5 protein-coding genes and 2 pseudogenes are annotated in these 19899 nt (G+C 42.3%); 1 reads left to right on the top strand and 6 read right to left on the bottom strand.

Annotated elements, in window-relative coordinates; all coding sequences use genetic code 11:
• Nucleotides 1–235 precede the first annotated feature (235 nt).
• Nucleotides 236–7144 (bottom strand): annotated as a pseudogene (locus tag B4W83_RS11515) (DUF1542 domain-containing protein); the annotation flags it as partial.
• A gap of 612 nt (nucleotides 7145–7756) precedes the next feature.
• Here B4W83_RS11515 and B4W83_RS13750 point away from each other — a divergent pair.
• Nucleotides 7757–7906: a hypothetical protein gene (locus B4W83_RS13750; RefSeq protein ID WP_007284958.1), complete on the top strand. Its 150-nt coding sequence runs from the start codon at nucleotides 7757–7759 to the stop codon at nucleotides 7904–7906.
• A gap of 382 nt (nucleotides 7907–8288) precedes the next feature.
• Here B4W83_RS13750 and B4W83_RS13990 read toward each other — a convergent pair.
• The 5 genes and pseudogenes from B4W83_RS13990 to B4W83_RS12885 form a co-directional block, all read right to left on the bottom strand.
• A pseudogene (locus tag B4W83_RS13990) lies at nucleotides 8289–9036 on the bottom strand (hypothetical protein); the annotation flags it as partial.
• Complete coding sequence (locus B4W83_RS11500; RefSeq protein WP_000175246.1) at nucleotides 9037–10011, bottom strand: Rpn family recombination-promoting nuclease/putative transposase; 975 nt, start codon at nucleotides 10009–10011, stop codon at nucleotides 9037–9039.
• Between the two features lie 100 nt (nucleotides 10012–10111).
• Nucleotides 10112–11800: an alpha-L-fucosidase gene (locus B4W83_RS11495; protein ID WP_000251022.1), complete on the bottom strand. Its 1689-nt coding sequence runs from the start codon at nucleotides 11798–11800 to the stop codon at nucleotides 10112–10114.
• Nucleotide 11801: 1 nt separating this feature from the next.
• Nucleotides 11802–15590, bottom strand: a complete 3789-nt coding sequence (locus tag B4W83_RS11490; RefSeq protein WP_001250575.1) for a glycoside hydrolase family 2 TIM barrel-domain containing protein — start codon at nucleotides 15588–15590, stop codon at nucleotides 11802–11804.
• A 237-nt stretch (nucleotides 15591–15827) separates the two neighbouring features.
• On the bottom strand, nucleotides 15828–19899 hold a 4072-nt coding region (locus B4W83_RS12885), incomplete at its 5' end, for a ZmpA/ZmpB/ZmpC family metallo-endopeptidase (RefSeq protein WP_083022295.1).

Raw genomic sequence — 19899 nt, 5'->3', positions numbered from 1 at the left:
TTGTTATGACGCGCTTACGGTCTTCCATGAATGATAGATACCTTGTTATGACGCGCTTACCCTTGTTATGACGCGCTTACAAATCAGCCGTCCACTTCCTGAAATGCAAAAATCTCCTAGCAGGCTTTCCTGCTAGGAGATTTTCTTATGAGAGGTACTTGTTAAGCTTTGAAAATTGGATTTATTATTCGATAAGTATCAAACCATCTACCAATTAAGCTTCTTCGTCTTCTTTACGACGACGACCTGCAAGACCAAGACCAAGTAAGGCACTTGCGGCAGCTGCTACCATAGCTACAGTAGAATCTGCTGTACCTGTATTTGGCAACTCTTTAGCGACTGTACGCACGTTTGTTGCTGCTTGGTTAGCATTTGCTGCTTGAGCTGGAACTACAGCTGGTGTTTGAGCAGCTTGGTCATTAGCTGGACTTGCATGATTAGTTGCTGGAGAAACTTTCGCCAGGAAGTCTTCGATACGTTTAACCGTTGCAGCCACATCTGCCTGAGTTGCATCTGCATTAGCAAATACTTTCTTAGCATCCGCTGATAATGCGTTCGCTGCTTTTGCAGTTTCTGCATCAAGCTTAGTTGATTCTTGGATGATTAGTCCATCTAACTGACGAATAGCATCTGCTAACTTAGCTTTATCCACTTTTGCTTCAGTGTTAGTAGCTCCGTTATTTTGAGCTGAAGGAGCTTGTTTAAAGATAGCTTCAGCGGTAATTGCTAAAACTTTGCCATCTTTAGTTACAACAGTTGCATTTCCTGCCTTGTCAAAGAGAACATCTACTACATCAGCATTTGCTGCTTTAATCTTAGCTTTTGCAGCTTCTTTTTCTGAGTCTGTTAAGTTAGTAAAGTCTGCTACTGTTTCTTTTTCAAAGTCAAGGTTGATGTTATCTCCGCTATTCTTAGCTGTTACATCACTTTCTGTTTTCACTAATTGGTCTTTTGCAATCGATACTGTATTTCCATCTAGTGTTACTGTGGCGTTACCTTTATCGTCTACTACTACAGTCGCTCCTGAATTGACGGCTTCAATTGCTTTCTTAACTGCCGCTTTTTCATCTTCCGTTAAGTTATCTTTGTTTCCAACTAATGTACGGAATGCTGGTGTTTTCACTTTAGCAGTCTTAGCTTCGTCAGCTAGGTTTCCAGCTGGGATTACTAGGTCTAAAGCTGGAATATTCAGAACTGTACCATCAGCTTTAGTTACTGTTGCATTACCTTTATCGTCTACTACTACAGTTGAACCTGGGTTGACTGCTTTAACCTTCTCTTCGATAGCTTTCTTCTCTTCTGGAGTTAAGGCATCTGGATCTGCTACTACAGTTTTAGCTGCTGGTGTATTGACATCATTGCCTGCATTTTCTTTAGTGATATCATCTTGTGTTTTCACTAAATCAGTGGCTGGAATGACCGCTGTCTTACCTTCTGGTGTTGTAACTGTAGCATTACCCTTATCGTCTACTACTACAGTTGAGCCTGGGTTGACTGCTTTAACCTTCTCTTCAATAGCTTTCTTCTCTGCGTCTGTCAACTTGTCTAGGTTCGCTGCTACAGTTTTAGCTGCTGGTGTATTGACATCATTGCCTGCATTTGGTTTAGCTGCATCTGCTGCTGACTTCGTCAAGTCTGTTGCTGGAATAACGGCTGTTTTACCTTCTGGTGTTGTGACTGTGGCATTTCCTTTATCGTCCACTACTACAGTCGCTCCTGGGTTAACTGCTTTAACCTTTTCTTCAATAGCTTTCTTCTCTGCAACTGTCAACTTGTCTGAGTTCGCTACAACCGTCTTATCCGCCGGCTTAACGATGTCGTTGCCTGCGTTTGGTTTAGTTGCATCTTCCGGTGATTTGAATAAATCTTTCCATGGAATTGTTGCCACAGTTCCATCATTTAAAGTAACAGTAGCGTTACCTTTATCATCAAATTTAACAGATTTAGCCTCAGGATTGAGTTTTCTTAATTTTTCTTCTACTTTGGCTTGTGCAGCTGAATCAGTCGGTTCACCAACCACTTTATCTGCTGGTTTAACAATTTCACCATTTCCTGCGTCAGATTTAGCTGTATCTTCCTTAGTTCTCACTAACTCAGTTGATGGAATCGTTGCAGTCTGACCTTCTGGTGTAGACACTGAAACAGTTCCGTCTGCATCGAGTAGCACGATAGAATTTGGATTTACAGACTTAACAGCAGCAATAATTTGAGCTTTTTCTGACTCTGTCAACATCGATTTATCCTTGATGATAACTTTATCAAGTGGTTTGTTAATATCGTTTCCACCTTTACCATTATCTAGATTCTCCAACGTTTTCACCAGATCAGTTGGATTAATGATTCCCTTATCACCATTTGCTGTAGTAACTTCAATATTTCCAGCGTCGTTATATTTAACCTCTTTGGCTGTTGGGTTCACTTTCTTCACTTCTTCTAAGATTTTAGCTTTTTCCTCAGCTTTTAGGTTGGCTGGATCATTAACTAGCACTTTATCAATTGGTCTGTTAATATCCCCAACTGCTCTAATTGCCGATTTATCTGCGTCTTGAATCTTATTAACATCTGCTTCTTTATTCGCAGCATCTACTAATTTCTTAGCTTCGGCTGCTATTTGATCTGCTTTATCTTTAAGATTCTCTTTCGCTTTAGGAGATAAGTCAGTACGCGCGTCAATCTCTTCTTTCTTCGCTTTTGTTTGCTCATCAATGGCTTTACGAGCATTTGGTTTATCTTCTACAACAGGTAAAACTTTCCCTATTTCAGCATTTGCATCATCTTGAAGTTTCTTAACCTCTGAATCTGTTGTAGCAATATCAATTGCTTGCTTAGCTTCTTTGGCTAAGGCTGTCGCTTTTTCAGCAGCTTCAGCTTTTTCTTCATCCGTAGCATCTGGTGTGTTTTCAATGGCTTTTAGTTGTTCAGCTAGCTTATCATCAATAGCTTTCTTGGCTGCAGCTTTAGTTGTTGTTTCTGGATTCACAGCTTTAATCGCTGCTACACCGTGTTCCTTAGCACTATCTACTGCTCCTTGAACCTTCCTTGATTCCTCTGGTGTTGTGGTTACATCTGGTTGAGCATCAATGGCCTGGTTCGCTTCGGCTGCTCGAGCTTGAGCTTCTGCTTTAACTTTCGCTTTTTCTTCAGCTGTTAGATCTTGGCGATCATCGATTTCCTTATTCTTAGCAGCTAGTTCATCTGCCACTGCTTGTTTAGCAGCATCTTTGGCTACTGGAGTCACAGCACCAACTGCAGACTCACCGGCTTCTTTGGCTTTGGCTACTTCTGCATCACTTGTTGCGGCTGCTACTGCTGCCTTAGCCTTGTCTGCTTCTGCCTTAGCCTTGTCTTTAGCAGCTTTCTTCTCTGCATCTGTCAAGTCTGTACGCTCATCAATGGCCTTGTTCTTAGCAGCAAGAGCGTCATCAATGGCTTTGTCAGCGGCTGCTTTAGCAGTTGTTTCTGGATTCACAGCTTTAATCGCTTCTACACCTTTTTCCTTAGCGGCTTCTACTTTATCTTGAGCTGCTTTGGCTTCTTCTGGTGTTGCGGCTACATCTGGTTGAGCATCGATGGCCTTGTTCGCTTTGTCAGCGGCTGCTTGAGCTTCTGCCTTAGCTTTCGCTTTTTCTTCAGCTGTTAGATCTTGGCGGGCATCGATTTCTGCTTCTTTCTTAGCTAATTCATCTGCCACTGCTTGTTTAGCAGCTGCTTTGGCTACTGGATTCACAGCACCAACTGCAGACTCACCGGCTTCTTTGGCTTTGGCTACTTCTGCATCACTTGTTGCGGCTGCTACTGCTGCCTTAGCCTTGTCTGCTTCTGCCTTAGCCTTGTCTTTAGCAGCTTTCTTCTCTGCATCTGTCAAGTCTGTACGCTCATCAATGGCCTTGTTCTTAGCAGCAAGAGCGTCATCAATGGCTTTGTCAGCTGCTGCTTTAGCGGTTGTTTCTGGATTCACAGCTTTAATCGCTGCTACACCTTGTGTCTTAGCGGCTTCTACTTTATCTTGAGCTGCTTTGGCTTCTTCTGGTGTTGCGGCTACATCTGGTTGAGCATCGATAGCCTTGTTCGCTTCGTCAGCAGCTGCTTGAGCTTCTGCCTTAGCTTTCGCTTTTTCTTCAGCTGTTAGATCTTGGCGATCATCGATTTCCTTATTCTTAGCAGCTAATTCATCTGCCACTGCTTGTTTAGCAGCTGCTTTGGCTACTGGATTCACAGCACCAACTGCAGACTCACCGGCTTCTTTGGCTTTGGCTACTTCTGCATCACTTGTTGCGGCTGCTACTGCTGCCTTAGCCTTGTCTGCTTCTTCCTTAGCCTTGTCTTTAGCAGCTTTCTTCTCTGCATCTGTCAAGTCTGTACGCTCATCAATGGCCTTGTTCTTAGCAGCAAGAGCGTCATCAATGGCTTTGTCAGCGGCTGCTTTAGCGGTTGTTTCTGGATTCACAGCTTTAATCGCTGCTACACCTTGTGTCTTAGCGGCTTCTACTTTATCTTGAGCTGCTTTGGCTTCTTCTGGTGTTGCGGCTACATCTGGTTGAGCATCGATAGCCTTGTTCGCTTCGTCAGCAGCTGCTTGAGCTTCTGCCTTAGCTTTCGCTTTTTCTTCAGCTGTTAGATCTTGGCGATCATCGATTTCCTTATTCTTAGCAGCTAATTCATCTGCCACTGCTTGTTTAGCAGCTGCTTTGGCTACTGGAGTTACAGAGGTAACATCCGCTACACCTTTATCTTCTGCAGCGTCCACAAGTTTTTGGGTTGCTCGAGCTGCATCTTCTGTATCTTCATTATCAGGTTGAGCGTTGATTTTAGCTAATTCTGCATCAGCTAATTTTTGGGCTTCTGCTTTAGCTGCGTCTTTTTCTGCTTGACTTAGGTCTGTGCGCTTATCAATCTCATCATTTTTAGCTGTTAAGGCATTGGCAATTGCTGCCTTAGCATTCTCTTTAGCGATTGGGTTTACTTTAGAAATGGCTGTAGTGGCTTCTGTTTGCGCTTCATTTACAGCTGCATCTGTCGTCGCTGCATCGATTTTCCCAGTTGCTGCCCGGGCTGCTTCATTGGCTTTAGCAATAGCGGCTGTTTTTTCAGCTTCTGATAGATTTATGTCTGCATTAATAGCATCTTCTTTGGCCTTACGTGCTGCTTCAATTGCCGCTTTGGCTTCAGCTTTTTTAGCTACTACTGGATTGTCTGCTGCAATGGCGGTTGTCCCTGCAGTTTGAGCTTGATCCAAGGCAGCTTTTGTTGTTAGGTTAGGATCATTAATGGCTGCTAATGCTTTCTCTTTATCTGCATTTACCTTAGCGATAGCTGCTTGTTTTTCATCATCAGTAGCATTAGGATCTGTACTAGCATTAATTTCTGCGATCTTATCTTCTGCAGCCTTGTTCACTGCATCAATCGCAGGTTGTTTATCAAGAGTTACAAATTCTGATAATGGTCTTTTATCTGTAGATCCATCTGTATAGGTTACAACAAGATTTCCATTAGCATCTTTTGTTAATGACTTGATTTTAGAATCTTTATCTGTAACTGGAGAATCTTTTGAGATATTCGCATCATCATTATCCTTATTGTATTCAAGTTGTAGTTTTTCTTTGATTTTAGCTAAGTCATCTTCTGTTACGTTAGCTGGGTCTGCTACAGCAACTTTTTCAGTTGGAGCTGCTATATCATATTTAGATGTTTGATTTTTAACTATAAATTGAACATATCCTGGTTTTTGTCTCGCATTACGATCTTTATCTAGCGCTCTGTAATCAGTGTTTGAAAGTTTATCGTCATTATCTTTAGAAACAATAAAACTTGTCCACTGTTGACCAGCTCTAAGTCTAGTAACGCCAGTCATCTTGATAGTAGCTGTTCTCTTATCGTCAGAGATTGATCCTTCGCCAGTTACCGCACCATTTTCAACTTTACCTGTTGTAAATCCATAATTATTCGCGTTATTCGATGTAATATCTCCAGGTCCACGTAGGTAAAGATTTTTAACTTCATTTTCATCTGTACCTTTGAAAGTTAGATCAGTGTTTTCACCTGTATAAACATAGATTTGTTTATTAGCTTCATTTGAGTATGGAAGCTCAACTGTCGGAGCAACATTTGTACGCGCAAACTCTGTTAATGGTTTTTTATCTACAGATCCGTCTTTATAGGTTACTACAATATTATTAGCTTCTTTTTCAATAGTTTTAATCTTAGAGTCTCTATTTTCTACGTTTTGACCACCTTTCGACGTTAGGTTCAGGTCGTTATTTTGTCTAGAGTACTCTAGTTTCAGTGAGTTCTTTATGGCTTCAAACTCTCGCTCACTTACATTGTTGGCATCCCCCACTGCCATTTTTTCAGCTTCTGTTGCTGGTGTTGTCATATCATATTTTTGATTTTGAGGTTTCAGCACAACATTAAAGGCATGGTCATTATCCTTTCTAGTGTTAGAGCCCGTAAAGTCCATACTGTTAGTATCACGTACTCGCACGTAACGCCAACCTAGAGGAAATCCCGATGGAGTTTCCCCTTTTGTCGCATTATCTAATTTAGTTTGATTAAAACCCCCTTCTGCCTTAGGCGTACCTGAATAGGTAATAACTGCTGGCATCGCATCCGATGCTGGTGTTTCAGTTTTAAACTCATTGGCTGTATATCCATACTGAGTATTGATTTTATCAGTTTCACCTGCTACAGAATTAAAAGCTTTATTCCCACCTTGTAGTAATGTAGCTCCCTTAATCTTACCTGCATCATCTTTAATTTTGATTTTAAATGAGGTTTCTTCTGCACCATAGACATAGATTTCTCTTTCAGTAGTATTAGAATATGGAATCTCTACCACTGGAGGCTGATCAGTGGTAGCTGCAGGGGCCTCACTCCCAGCTGTTGCTACTCCATTTTCTGCACCAGTAGACGGTGCTCCATCTCCTGGGTCAGTCTCCCCCCCTCCGTTAGGGCTAGCTGCCACAGCGGCTCCGCCTTGTGAGTCTGTGCCATTCTCAGCAGCTGACACTGCTCCGTTCCCCAAAAACATAAATAGAGCCGCTACTGCCACACTGGCCGCACCAAAACTATATTTACGAATAGAATAACGCGTGACCTTCTCACGACGCAGGCGCTCAGAACGACTCATGGATACTTTCTTGTCCATTACTTAAATCTCCTTTAGGATTATATTTTTCTACATAAGAGAGGCTCCTCCTTCCTTATAGAAGGAGATTTCCTCTATGCATAGATTTACTTTACTATGATACATAATTACCAAGATATATGCAACTTTTTTGTTTGCTAATATTTTGCTAAAAAAAAAACATTTTTTCGATTTTCGTGAATTTTATTCGGTTTTTTATCCGTATTTTTCATTATTTTATGAATTTGTTAAGGATTTACCGATTCTTATGACATCTTATGCTCTGATTCTTTAGGATTCAATCAGCCCTTAATTTCTATAAATATTATTTTTTCAAAATAACTCTATCTTTTTCACTAGCCTCGACAAAATAAGTAGAAAAAATGTAAGGGGGTGCGCCTTTTTCATTGGCATCATTTGAAGATGACAACATGCAAGGAGCCTAAAAAAGAGAAACAGCCAGTGATACCACTAGCTATTCTGATTGCTTGCCATAGAACAGAAGATAGCGGCTCCTTGCCTCTCCTGACTACTTGACTAGCCTTGACCACTTACTATAGCTGCTCAGTTTTAAACAAGCAGGTTATCAGAAAGCCCTGGCCTGGCCTACTGATTTTAAACAAGGAGCATTGGATGGCATCAAAAAAGAACACAGGCCTGCCGAGGCAGCCAAAGTTTTTGATCTTGGTCTCAGAACTCTCTTCAGCTAAGAAAAGAAATGAGGTGAACAAGGACACTGAGAGCGGAAAGAGCCAGTCATCAAAAATCGAAAGCTTCCTTTAGAGGAGTCGAAAGCTTTTGTAGAGGCTCATATCGAGGCTGCTTTCAGGGAAATTGCGGCACAGTTTGATTGTGCTCTCCCTTCAGTAGGGCAGCTTTAAAGCAGATTCAGGTCACTTGAAAAAGACGACTAGCTTTAAGGAACAAGATTCAAAGAAAGTCGCTGACTTCTCTAGTCTGGAGATTTTCCAATCTCCCTCCTTATGGGACGGTTCTATAGTAAAATGAAATAGAAATAGGACAAATCAATCAGGACAATCAAATCGATTTCTAACCATGTTTTAGAAGCAGAGGTGTACTATTCTAGTTTCAATCTATTATATTTTTTAGCAATGGGCTTTGAGATAACATAAAAATCGAAGTTCTCTCACTCCTATAAATGGAGTCATAGAAATTCGATTTTTTCTAATGATTCTAATCCTAGACGTTCAAAGATAGGCTCCACTCGTTTGGTATAGTAAAGATGGTTGAAAATCTCATCGATTTCCTCTTGTGTCAAACGTGATGTCATCTCTGGATCTGCTTCCAGAAGTAGTTTGAAGTCTACTTGCTTGTCCCAAGAGTAGGCTGTTTTTGGTTGTACCAAGTCATAGGCTTGCTCACGGGTCATGCCTTTTACCAATCAAGGTCAACATGGCACGTTGGCTAAAGATCAGACCAAAAGTCGCGTTCATGTTGCGGATCATGTTTTCTGGTAAGACCGTCAAGTTCTTGACGATATTTCCAAAACGGTTGAGCATGTAGTCAATCAAGATGGTCGTATCAGGTGTGATGATACGCTCAGCTGATGAGTGGGAAATGTCGTGTTCATGCCAGAGAGCCACATTCTCATAGGCTGTAATCATGTGACCACGCTCTAAACCCTGTTCAATCCCCTCTGCACGACCGCGTTCCAACCCTTTTTCTTCAGCTTGTTCCAAGGCATAGTCCTGCGCTAACAAGGCTTGTTCTTCGCGTCTGCGTTGTTCACTAAACATCTCCCTGTCCTCCTCGGACCAGCTCTTATAGTCTAGCAGTTGGTCTGCTTGACTGATGGCTCGCTCGGGTTCCTGGGTAAAAGGTTTATTCCCAAAAAACTCCAACCATGCTTTGCGAACCTCGTCTTTGCTGGTTTCTCTGTATTTTTTTAGGTCTTATTTGTAATGTTTTTTCAATAGCGACTCAAACTCAGCGACGCTCATACCCAGCTGATGGCTGGCAACCTCGGAAGTCAGAAGTCCTTGCCGAACCATATCCAGAAAGGCAAAAAGTTTTCCACGTTCAAGTCCACGCTCTAAACCTTTTTCGATGCCTTGTTCAATCCCCTCAGCTCGACCACGTTCAAGACCTTCTGCACGACCTCTCTCCAACCCTTTTTCTTCAGCTTGTTCCAAGGCATAGTCCTGCGCTAGCAAGGCTTGTTCTTCGCGTCTGCGTTGTTCACTAAACATCTCCCTGTCCTCCTCGGACCAGCTCTTGTAGTCCAGCAGTTGATCTGCTTGGCTGATGGCTCGCTCGGGTTCCTGAGTAAAGGGCTTATTACCAAAAAACTCCAACCACGGCTTGCGAACCTCGTCTTTGCTGGTTTCTCTGTATTTTTTTAGTTCCAAGAACGCCATCTTAACCAGATGATTTTCTTGTCCATTATTGGTGATGGTTAAAACCTCACCTGTCGTATCCTCGCGCATACTAAAACTATGAAAAGCTAGGTCATCTGAAAAGTAATTGCTGTCCACAATTGCGATAGCGTATACTGGTGCAATGTGTTTGTAACTCTGGTGGGTGTCACCTTCACGTTGGCGAATTTTTTCTAGGTTTTGATTGACCTGACTACACAAATAAGCCCACAGGCGATTGATGAAAAAATTCTGATGATGGACTTGAATCTCAATGATTACTTGAGTGCCATTATCTAGTTCAGCTAAAACATCTATACTGGTATAGAAATCCTGTGCCGAGTACGGCAGGGAAGGCAAGACGTGAATGTTGCTTCCCTCCAAAATGGTCACATTTTTGGCTGGCAAGTCCAGCATATCGCGAATAAACTGACAAGTGATTTCTGGGTTGCTGAAAATTTTCTTAGCAACCAAGTCATTAGTTGGGCTAATGCCCGGATGACGTAATGTCATATTTCTTCTCCTTTCATTATAGCACATTTTTAAATCTAGGTTTACTAGATTCACTGCTACTATCTATTTATTCGGAAAAGAAATGAGTTGTTAAGATATTTTATCTCGTTTCAACTAAAATATGAGCTTGATCAATCAGCTGTCCATCAACAGTCAGATTCAGATAGAAATCCAAGGTCTTATCGGCAGCAAAATACAGGGTTGGTATGGTCAAATCTTTTTTGCTTTCCCCAGCTTGGAATTGAAGGACTTGAATCTCGTCCTGATAGACGACACCATGGACACCTGTCCCCGGTTGAATCGAAATCTTAGCTTCCAAAGGAGTACTACTTTCGCTACGTTCAATCCTAAAATGAAGAGTCTCTCCCTTTGCCACAGCTAGGCTTTTTTCTGCAAATGCTAATCCCTGAACAACTTCTTTTTTTGATAAGCTAGGAGTTTTATAGAGGGAAATCTTGGTCAGTACAGGTAAATCCTGTGTCTCTGTAATCATCACGCGCACCTTCTGTGCCTCTACTATCGGCCCTCGCAAGAGGCGCTTATGACCAACTGTGAAGCCCCTGCCAAATTCCTGCCAGACACCATCCACCTCTACTTGCACATGAAAAGCAGCGATTCGTTGCCCTAGCTTCAAATCTTCTCTTAACTCAATTACATCAAAAGTTTTAGGAGATCCTAGGTCTAGTTCTAACTGGATTGGCAAGCCTACGTCGCTTGCCCAAGAGCTGGTCTCAAGACCATCTGTCAGATGGTGACAAGCAAAGTCTGCGGAAAGAGCTGGACCAGATACCCCAGCTCCCAAAGCCAAATCTTCTTTATAGAGCTCATTGCGATAGGCCGCAAATTCATAGAGGCGTTCAATATCCTTTGCATCAAAGAGCCCAGCTTGATTCGGCGGAATATTAAGCAAGAGTGGAGTTCCTCGCCCTACTGAGTGAAAATAGATTTCGACCAACTCCTCGAGAGACTTAGGATCCTGATCCTCATGGTAAAACCAGCCCGGACGGATGGAAACATCTGCCTCTCCGATTGAAAAAATCGTGCCCGAGGGATCCCCGTGCTGAAGATAGTTCAGCTCTGCTTCTGTTCCTAGCTTATCAGGATTCACCTTTTGCCATAGGGGATCACCTGCATACCCTCTTTCATTGCCAATCCAGCGGATACTGGTGCCTTCTGTTGAAAAAATCAAGCAGTCGCCCTGCAGGTCACGAATGGTTTCAAACCATTTTTCAAATTCATAACTGACCTTTTGCGCGCCCTCTCCTCTGGCTCCATCCATCCAGACCTCAGCAAATTTCCCTCCATTTCCATAGGCAGGATTTGATAAAATCTCCTTCAGCTGTGCCAGATAATAGGCATTATAGTCCGCTTCTCGGTCCACATGATAGAGGGGACTATGGGCATCCCACGGTGATAGGTAGACCCCCATATCCATATCAAACTCTGTGGCAGCTTGGGATACTTCAAGAAGCAAGTCTCCCTTTCCTCTCCTCCAAGGACTGACCTTAACCGAATAATCTGTGTGAGCTGTCGGATAGAGGACAAAGCCATCGTGGTGCTTGACCACCAAAATCAACTTCTTGAAGCCCGTTTCCTTGAGTACACAAACCCACTCACGCGCGTCTAACTGTGTCGGGTTAAAGTGTTCAGGATCCTCCTGACCTGTCCCCCATTCCTGGTCATAAAAGGTATTAGGCCCAAAATGGATAAAGGCTGCTAGTTCATCCTCTAAATACGCTAACTGGGCCTGACTAGGCAAGGGGCCATGCGGTTTTATTGCTCTTACCATACTACTTCCTATCTACATTTTTCTTTACTTTTTTGGCATACACTTGCAATTCTGTTAAGGCTAGGGGGCTTGCCAAGTTTTCAAATCGAAGACGAAGGGCATAGGTTTCCACCTTGTCAAATTCAAAACGAAGCTCCTCATCCTTGTCACTTGACACTTTTCGGATAGCTGATACAGGGCGCCAATTCTCCTCTTGTTTGAGCAGAGAATCCTTGTCCAAATGATTTGGAGTCCGAGGCAAGCTAGGCTCATTCCCTACATAATAATCGATATGGGTAGGATCCACCGCCACGTAGTCTTGATTTTCGACATAATACAAGGTCACATTATCCACAAATCGCGGTTTTAAAATCCCTGCATCTCCAAAAAGAATGCCGACATTGGCTTGCTCTGACTTGGCAATCCAAGTATTGGCTGTCGATTTCTTCCGAGAAATGACCTTGTCATTGAGGTAAGAGACTGGGTGATTAGGCTCTGAGTGGGAAGCAAATACCAGAGGCAGGTTGGATCCTGTCCACTGATTGGAAATGACTTCCCCATCTACACTGGCATCTGTCACATGAATGGTGACTGTTGCTGGCAACTCACAGCCCGCTACTTGTCCTGTAAGAATACATTCTCCTACCTGAGCATAGACTTGAGGATCGAGTTCATCCCAAGTCACCTTGGCCGTATCTCGTCTGCCATCTGATAAGACTAGCTTAACTCGGTCTGGTAGGTGTGGGGCTTCCTTGACAAGCGTCCAAATCCTTTCAGTCTCAATAGCGCAAATCCCTTGGACACAAATCTGAGCAGAAGCCTTTAAATCCAGCCCTTCCAGCTGACCAGATACCATAAACTCATGAAAGCTTGCCATATCTTCTTCGGAGATTGCCTCCCAAACAACCTTGACTCGTTTTGCACCGCCAGACTCATAGTCCACCAAAACTGAAGATGGAAGATGTGGATAAGTCCCCTTAGCTGTATACAAGCGAAGTGGTCGTACAAAAACTGCCTGCCCTAGTGAGGTATTTTCTGCCACCTGCAAATGAGTTTGATAGGTCTTTCCTTGATAAATAGCACTGATAACCAAGTCGCCTGCAGACAAGCAATGAAGCACTCCCTGCTTGATAATGGCGTGGGCACTACCACTCGTCTCCCAAATCACTTCACTATTCCCCACCTTGTTCACAAGGTTATCCACAGTTTGTGGATAAAGTCCAATAGCTGGGGAATCCCCTTCTTGTAATCCTGCCTGCTTGTCCACTCGAATCTCAAATAAGCGCTGATTTTTCACTGACTGGCAAGCCAAATCCTCTCCCACTAAGAGATCGAAACTTGCCGGCTCTAGCCCTCTGGCACTGGCCTTTACTCTCACTTGACCTACCCGCTCCAAGCTCTGAACTAAGAGGACACCTCTGCCATGAAAGGCTTTCCGCTTAAACCGACCATTTTTCTGGGCTTGGTAACGTTCACGACTGGCCTGCCTACCATTATCCACACCTACAATAAGAGCAGGGCCTTCAATTTCAAAATGAAGCTGATTGGAAGCAGTCGGCACCCAATTTCCATCCTTGTCCAATACATCAAAATAGAGATAGAGGAGGTCTTGCCCATCTGGCTCCAGTTTTGTCTTCTCAGCATGTAGCCCGATTTTGGCTGGCTTACCTGCAGTCACCACCCTATCTTCTGCCACAAGCTGACCTTGACGGTCATAGGCCACAGCACGCAATTCTCCCGGTTGATAAGCCAATCGCCATTCTAGATAGAGCTGGTCAGAACCTTGTCCCTCCTGGTATCTTCGACCGTCTGAAGTCCATTTTTCCTGAAAGGTCTTCCTACCTTGGGATTTTCCATTGAGAAATAGCTCTACAGAACGGGCATTTGAATACACTCGAACAGGGATATCCCCATACTTATCCACAACTTGTTGATAACTCTTGTGGATTTCCCAATTCCAATGGGGTAGGATATGAACCATGGGATACTGATCTAGGTCCAACCACTGACTTTGATAGAAATAATAGTCATTTTTAGGAATCCCTGCCGTATCCACAAGCCCAAAATAGGAACTCTTTACAGGCATGTCATTTTGATTGTGCCAAGGAGTGGGCTCACCAATATAATCCACTCCTGTCCAGATAAACTGACCCGCATAGTCTAGCCGATTTCTATCTGCTATCCAAGAAGCCGTCGCTGTCTTCCCCCAAGGAACTCGATCATTGCCATAGTCTGACTGTTCAAAATTCCGCACGCGGCGATTATCCCCAACCCATTCCTTATCTGGGCGAAAATAGCTGTCACGCGTCCTTGTAGCCGATGAGGTTTCAGATCCATAAAGTCGCCACTTAGGATGTCTTTTGCGAATCCCATCAATATTGTCTTCCGAGTAATTCAAGCCTACCACATCCAGCAAATCGGCTATCTTTTCATGGCCTCCAGACCCATCTCCAAAGCGAAACTCGTCCATTCCCATGGTCACAAAACGGCTATCATCCACTTCCTTAACCCTTCCCAGCAAGCGTTTGATAGTCTTCAATGAATGAGCATCTCCATTTGCTTCGCTGACTTCATTTCCCAAGGACCACATAAAAATCGCTGGATTGTTCTTGCCACGCTCAATCATGGTGCGCAAATCGTAATCTGACCAGAAATCGCCTGCTTTCGCTTCTGGATGAGTCGCTTCTTCCTCAAAAAAGCGACCATAGTCATATTCTTTCTTGCCTCCATACCAGGTATCAAAGGCTTCTTCTTGGATAAGTAAGCCCATTTTGGCAGACAGATCCAGCAAAATACTACTAGCTGGATTATGGGTAATTCGGATAGCATTGACCCCCATTTCCTTCATCTGGCGCAAGCGTCTCTCAGCAGCTGACTTGTTTTCCACAGCTCCCAATGCTCCGTAGTCATGGTGCAAACAAACCCCATGAATCTTCAACCAGCGACCATTTAGAAAGAAACCCTTATCCGCTTGCCAATCCATATAGCGGTAACCAAAAGTCTCCTCTTCTTCATCAACCAAAATGCCATTTTTGTAGAGGCGAGTCTTCAATTGGTAAAGGTGAGGATGATCAATATCCCAAAGCAAGGGTTGAAAAATTGATATGGCTTGTTGGAAATGATGTTTGCCTCCAGACTCAATCACTAGAGAGTCTGTCGCCTGCCAGTCTGAAACCTGTTGTCCATCATACCAGATACTCTGCTCCAAATATACCGACACGGACTGAGGCCCATTATTTGAAACCTTGCTTTCAAGCTGGGTTTCCACCCACCCAGCTCTTTGTTCCTTTAGCTTAGGACTTGCTATCGTAATCCCATACAAATCCAGATGCACCGAATCTGTCATCAATAATTTTACTTCTCGATAAATACCGCTACCAGAGTACCAACGACTGCTAGGTTGCTTATTTTCCACAAAAACCGCAAGCTGGTTGGCCGTCCCATCATTTCTTAGATAAGGGGTGATATCATAAGAAAAGGGTGTGTAGCCATTGGGATAATAGCCCAACACTTGTCCGTTAATATAGACTTGGGCATTCATGTAAACCCCGTCAAAGAGCAAACGCACCGAAACAAGACTGGCATCTTCTTCCAAGTAAAACTGTGTCCGGTACCAAGCTTGACCCCCGTTTAACTGACCACCCTCATTTTGCGCTGGCGAATACTGATCAAAATCATTGTAAATACTCCAGTCATGTGGTACTTGAATGGCCTGCCAATTTTCCCTCTGAAAATCCGGCGCCAAGGCCTCTTCTTTCCCCACCTCTTGACTAAAAAACCAGTGATTTCGTAAAACTTCTTCTCTTCTCATACAAGCATTCCTCGTTAAACAAGTCTATTGACTTGACTATAGCACAAAACAAAAGCGCTTTCAAGACTTCCTCCATCACTCCCTAAATCCTCAGAAAAGATTCTATAATTTGTGGAAAAGTCTGAAAATCACTCCATGTTCATATAAACTGTCATTTTCAAGAAACAAGGTCAAACCTTACAAGAGCGCAAAAAACACCTCTCTGAATGTTCATTCCAGAGAGATGTTCCTTTTGTCTTAGCTATTATAAATCGACTGTCTAAAGTCATCTGAATCTTTGAGATAAGCTTTATAAATCGCTTTTTTCAGTTTTTGAACGGGTGTTTCGATAAACATAAATTTCTGAGCTGTTGTGTTTCCTGCTTTTATTTGAGCAAGTTCCTCTTTAACAGCTTTATTCATAAGCTCTTGTAATTTTTCTTTACTATCAATCACTTCTTCTTTTCCGTTGTAATTTATAGTAATTGGTGTTAACTTACCTAATTTCTCAACACGCTCATTTATTTGCTCTTTTTTGAACTCAGCATATGTTTTTCCTAGAATTTTATCAAAAATATATTTATCTGATAACGGTACTCCCTCTGCTTCAGCTTCTTCTTTAAACTGATTTGATACATAAGGAACAAATCCTTCATAGTAGCCCAAAGCAGCCATCAATTCAAAGGCTTGTTTTCTAAAGGTGATGTCCCCACTCATACCAGAGTCATTTTGACTAACACCATAAATGGTATCAAACATATCAACGGTATAGTAACCATTTGGTGCAATTTTACCTTTATCCTTAAAGCCAGCAATGATATAACGATTGACCAGGATATGATTGTCAATTAAACTATCAATATCTGTCAAGTTTTTGGCATCTTCTAAGGTCAGAGCTTGAATCTCCTCACTCTTATGAGTCGGTTTAACTGCTGTATTACGGTAATCTATCCATCTTCTAAATGGTGAACTAATAGGAACTATTTTCTTGAAATATTTAGTTTTTTCTTCATCAGTTAGATTTTTCGTTGCCTCAGCTTCTAGATAATCTAGAGTATAAAGGACATCAAAACTTCCCTTCATGTAAGATTGCAAATCTTCTGCCGTTTTAAATCGATCAGGTGTCTTATTGTAAAATCCATCCTTATCACTCTCATCATATACAAAGTTGAGATTGAAATAAGTATCCTTTTCTGGATTATAGGAGTTTTCAAAAATACCACGCGCATAAAACTCTGCGGCTGTACCATCTCGACGACCGTGATTATTAAACAAGACCGTTCTATCTAGTAAGTGCGTCATTTCATGAGAATAAGTCGCTGAACCTCTATCATCCAGAACTCTATCTATAAAGTAACGGACACCTAATCCATTAGCCTCAGCTCCCACCTTACTTACTGGAGAATAGTAATTCATAGGAGTCATAAACTGGTCGACCCCCTTATCAGCTCCACTACCAGTAGCTGGTGACCAAGTGCTATCAATCTGGGCATTCGGATTACTTGTATATTTCTTCATCGTATCAATAATCAAGCGATTTGTCAGCAACTTATCACGATTTTCTGGTTTTGTTATACGATAAAGAGTATCAACATAGTTGGCTTGTTGTACAGCCGCCTTTTCAATTAAAGACTTGACTCTAGCAAGCTCAGCCTGGTACTTAGTTGGATTAGACTGGGCGAGAGAAGTATCTATATAGGAACCAATATTACCGTAAGTAATCGTCGCCATATTACTAATCACATAAACATTTGGTTCTTTCACATTCAAAAGTCCCAAAATAGCAGCCATATTAGCCTCTTGTTTACGAGGATCCTTTTCCCCAGCTGTCAACTTGCTATACAGCCCGACATGCGCTGAAGGATTTTCCTTAGATGGTTTTTCAACAATCATAGCTTGGCTAGATTTTTTAAGCCAGGTATCCGCATCATCTGACATAAAGAGTTGGCGATTGCTGTCTAAAAATTCCTTCAAGCTAGCCTTACCGGTGATAGTCGATAAATATTTTGTAAATGTTTGAGGACTATTGGTCAATTTCATCTCTTCATAAGACATGGATCCTAATTTTTTCAAACTAGCCAAGGCTGTCATTGTCTTATTGCCAAATGAACTTGGATTAAAGGCCAGAATATCACGAATATTCGTGTCCCCAAATTGAATATTATAAAAACGATTGATATAAGACAGTCCCAACAAAATCTGCTCTTTGTATTGCTCCAGCTCTTGTTTGACCTTGCTGCGATTTTTAGGGGTATCTCCTATAATTCCTAATGTATGCGAGGCAATCTTTTTGAAACTTGACTCAGCTTGCCTCTTCGTCTGATCAAAGCTTTCTTGGATTGACAGTTTTTGAAGATACTCTATGCGCAACATATCTTTGACCTCTTGGTCAGTAATATTTGGTTGTGTTTTTCTGAGAAAGATTTTACGCAGGGTAATATCTCGAGGATCATAGGTAGGCTCTAACTGTGCTTTTAGTTTACTGTCATGTAAGAAGTCTACTGACCTCGCGCTTGTGGTCAGAGCAGACACATCCACAGCATCTTCTCTCTCACTATTTGTTGGAAGGATGTGTGGTTTATCCTCCTGACTACCAACTAAAACAACTCTCGGTTTCATTGGTTTTGTTATTTGACTCACTTCTCGAGGATTAACCAATTCACCAGTTTGTTCATTGATAGCGTAGGTTCTGGTCAGTGTATTCTCACCAACTTCTCCTTCAGAGGCTACCTTTTCCATCTTTTTAGCAAGAGAAGAATCCTCTCTTCGTTCCTCAGTAACAGCAATCGGTTGTATTACTTTTTCCACATTACCAACTTGAATCACTTTATCGACTGCTGGATTTACTTGTCTAGTGGTGTCAGATACCGTCACCTGACCTGTTGCCTGGTCTAGTTGATAAGTCGTCCTAGTTTCCACCGAACCATCACGCCCTGCAACCGCTACTTCCTCTTTTCTGAACTCCAAAGCAGGATTCACCTGGTAGATCATTTTATGAGATAGGACAGTGGTTTCAACACTCGGTTTAGTTCCAACTTCTACAACTTGATCAACTTTGTTGGCTACTATTTTGACAGTTTTACTCTCAGAAATATTGCCACTTGCTTGATCTTTGGTATAGGTAGTAGTAACTTGTTCTTGTCCCTCAACACCCGAAATTTTTACTCTTGTAACGCCGTGGTCTAGCGCTTCATTCTTTTCATAAATGGTTTCATAAGGAACAGCTTTGGTCTCTACTTTGGTCTGAGGAATTTGAGTGTCTTCTTTAGTACCAACCAAGATTACTTTTTGTCGCATAGCTTTAGTTATTTCAGTTTTCTCAATTGGATTTGTTAACTCTCCTGTCTCCGGATTAACTTCATAAGTTTTAGTGACGGTTGTTTCCCCTTGCTCACCTGCATCTTCAACCTCTTCTTTTCCTTTTGGAAGTTCAGGGTTATCTTTTCTCAACTCGGTGATTTCTATAGGTGACACGATCTTTTCTACATTTCCAACTTTTACTATTTTGTCTTTAGCTGGAGTGTTTTCTGTTGTAGTTTCTTCTGAGATAGCTCCTGTTTCTTGATTTACTGTGTATGTTGTAGTTGATACTGTACGCCCTTTTTCACCTGGTGTTTCTACTTTTTCCTTATAACTTAGCGTCTCATCTGCTACATATCGTGTTTCAAACGGAGTATCCTTTATTTCAACCTTAGACTTAGTTCCTACTGCCGTTATTTTCGCTTGCATTGGCTTAGCGACTTTTGTCGTTACATCTGGCTCAGTCAAGTCTCCTGTTTGTTCATTTACTTTGTAAACTTTTATTGTTGTCGTTTCTTCGTCCTGACCTTGATTTCTGACTTCTTTGACACCTTTATCAAGTGACTCATCCGCAACAAACTGTTCACCTCTTTTGGTTGTTGAGGTTGTTTCTTCTACATTTCCAACCTTAACAACTCTATCTACTGGATGTTTTTCTATCTTTGTTGAAGTGTTTTCTACTATTTTCCTAGTACTTTCATCAAAACTGTAAGAAGTAGTTGTCACTTCCTTACCATTTTCGCCTGCTACTTCTACTCGTTGCTCTTTGTAATTTAAAGCTGGCGATGCTGTATAGATTGTTTTATAGTCCAGTACTTTTTCTTTCATTACTGGACTTGGGACAGTTGGTTGCTCTTGGGGAGCTGAGGGTTCAGGCTGAACAGCTGGAGCTGGTTCGTTTCCTTGACTTGGGTTGACCTCTGGAGATTGATCTTCTTCGCGTCCTGATTCCATGGCTGGGGTTGCTGGTTCAGAATCTTTGGTCTCAGCAGTTGCTTTAGATGGATGATTAGACTCAGTACCTTGTGGG

Origin of the sequence: Streptococcus pseudopneumoniae ATCC BAA-960 = CCUG 49455 (assembly GCF_002087075.1) — a bacterium.
Taxonomy (GTDB): domain Bacteria; phylum Bacillota; class Bacilli; order Lactobacillales; family Streptococcaceae; genus Streptococcus; species Streptococcus pseudopneumoniae.
This window is presented reverse-complemented; position numbering and strand designations above follow the sequence as displayed.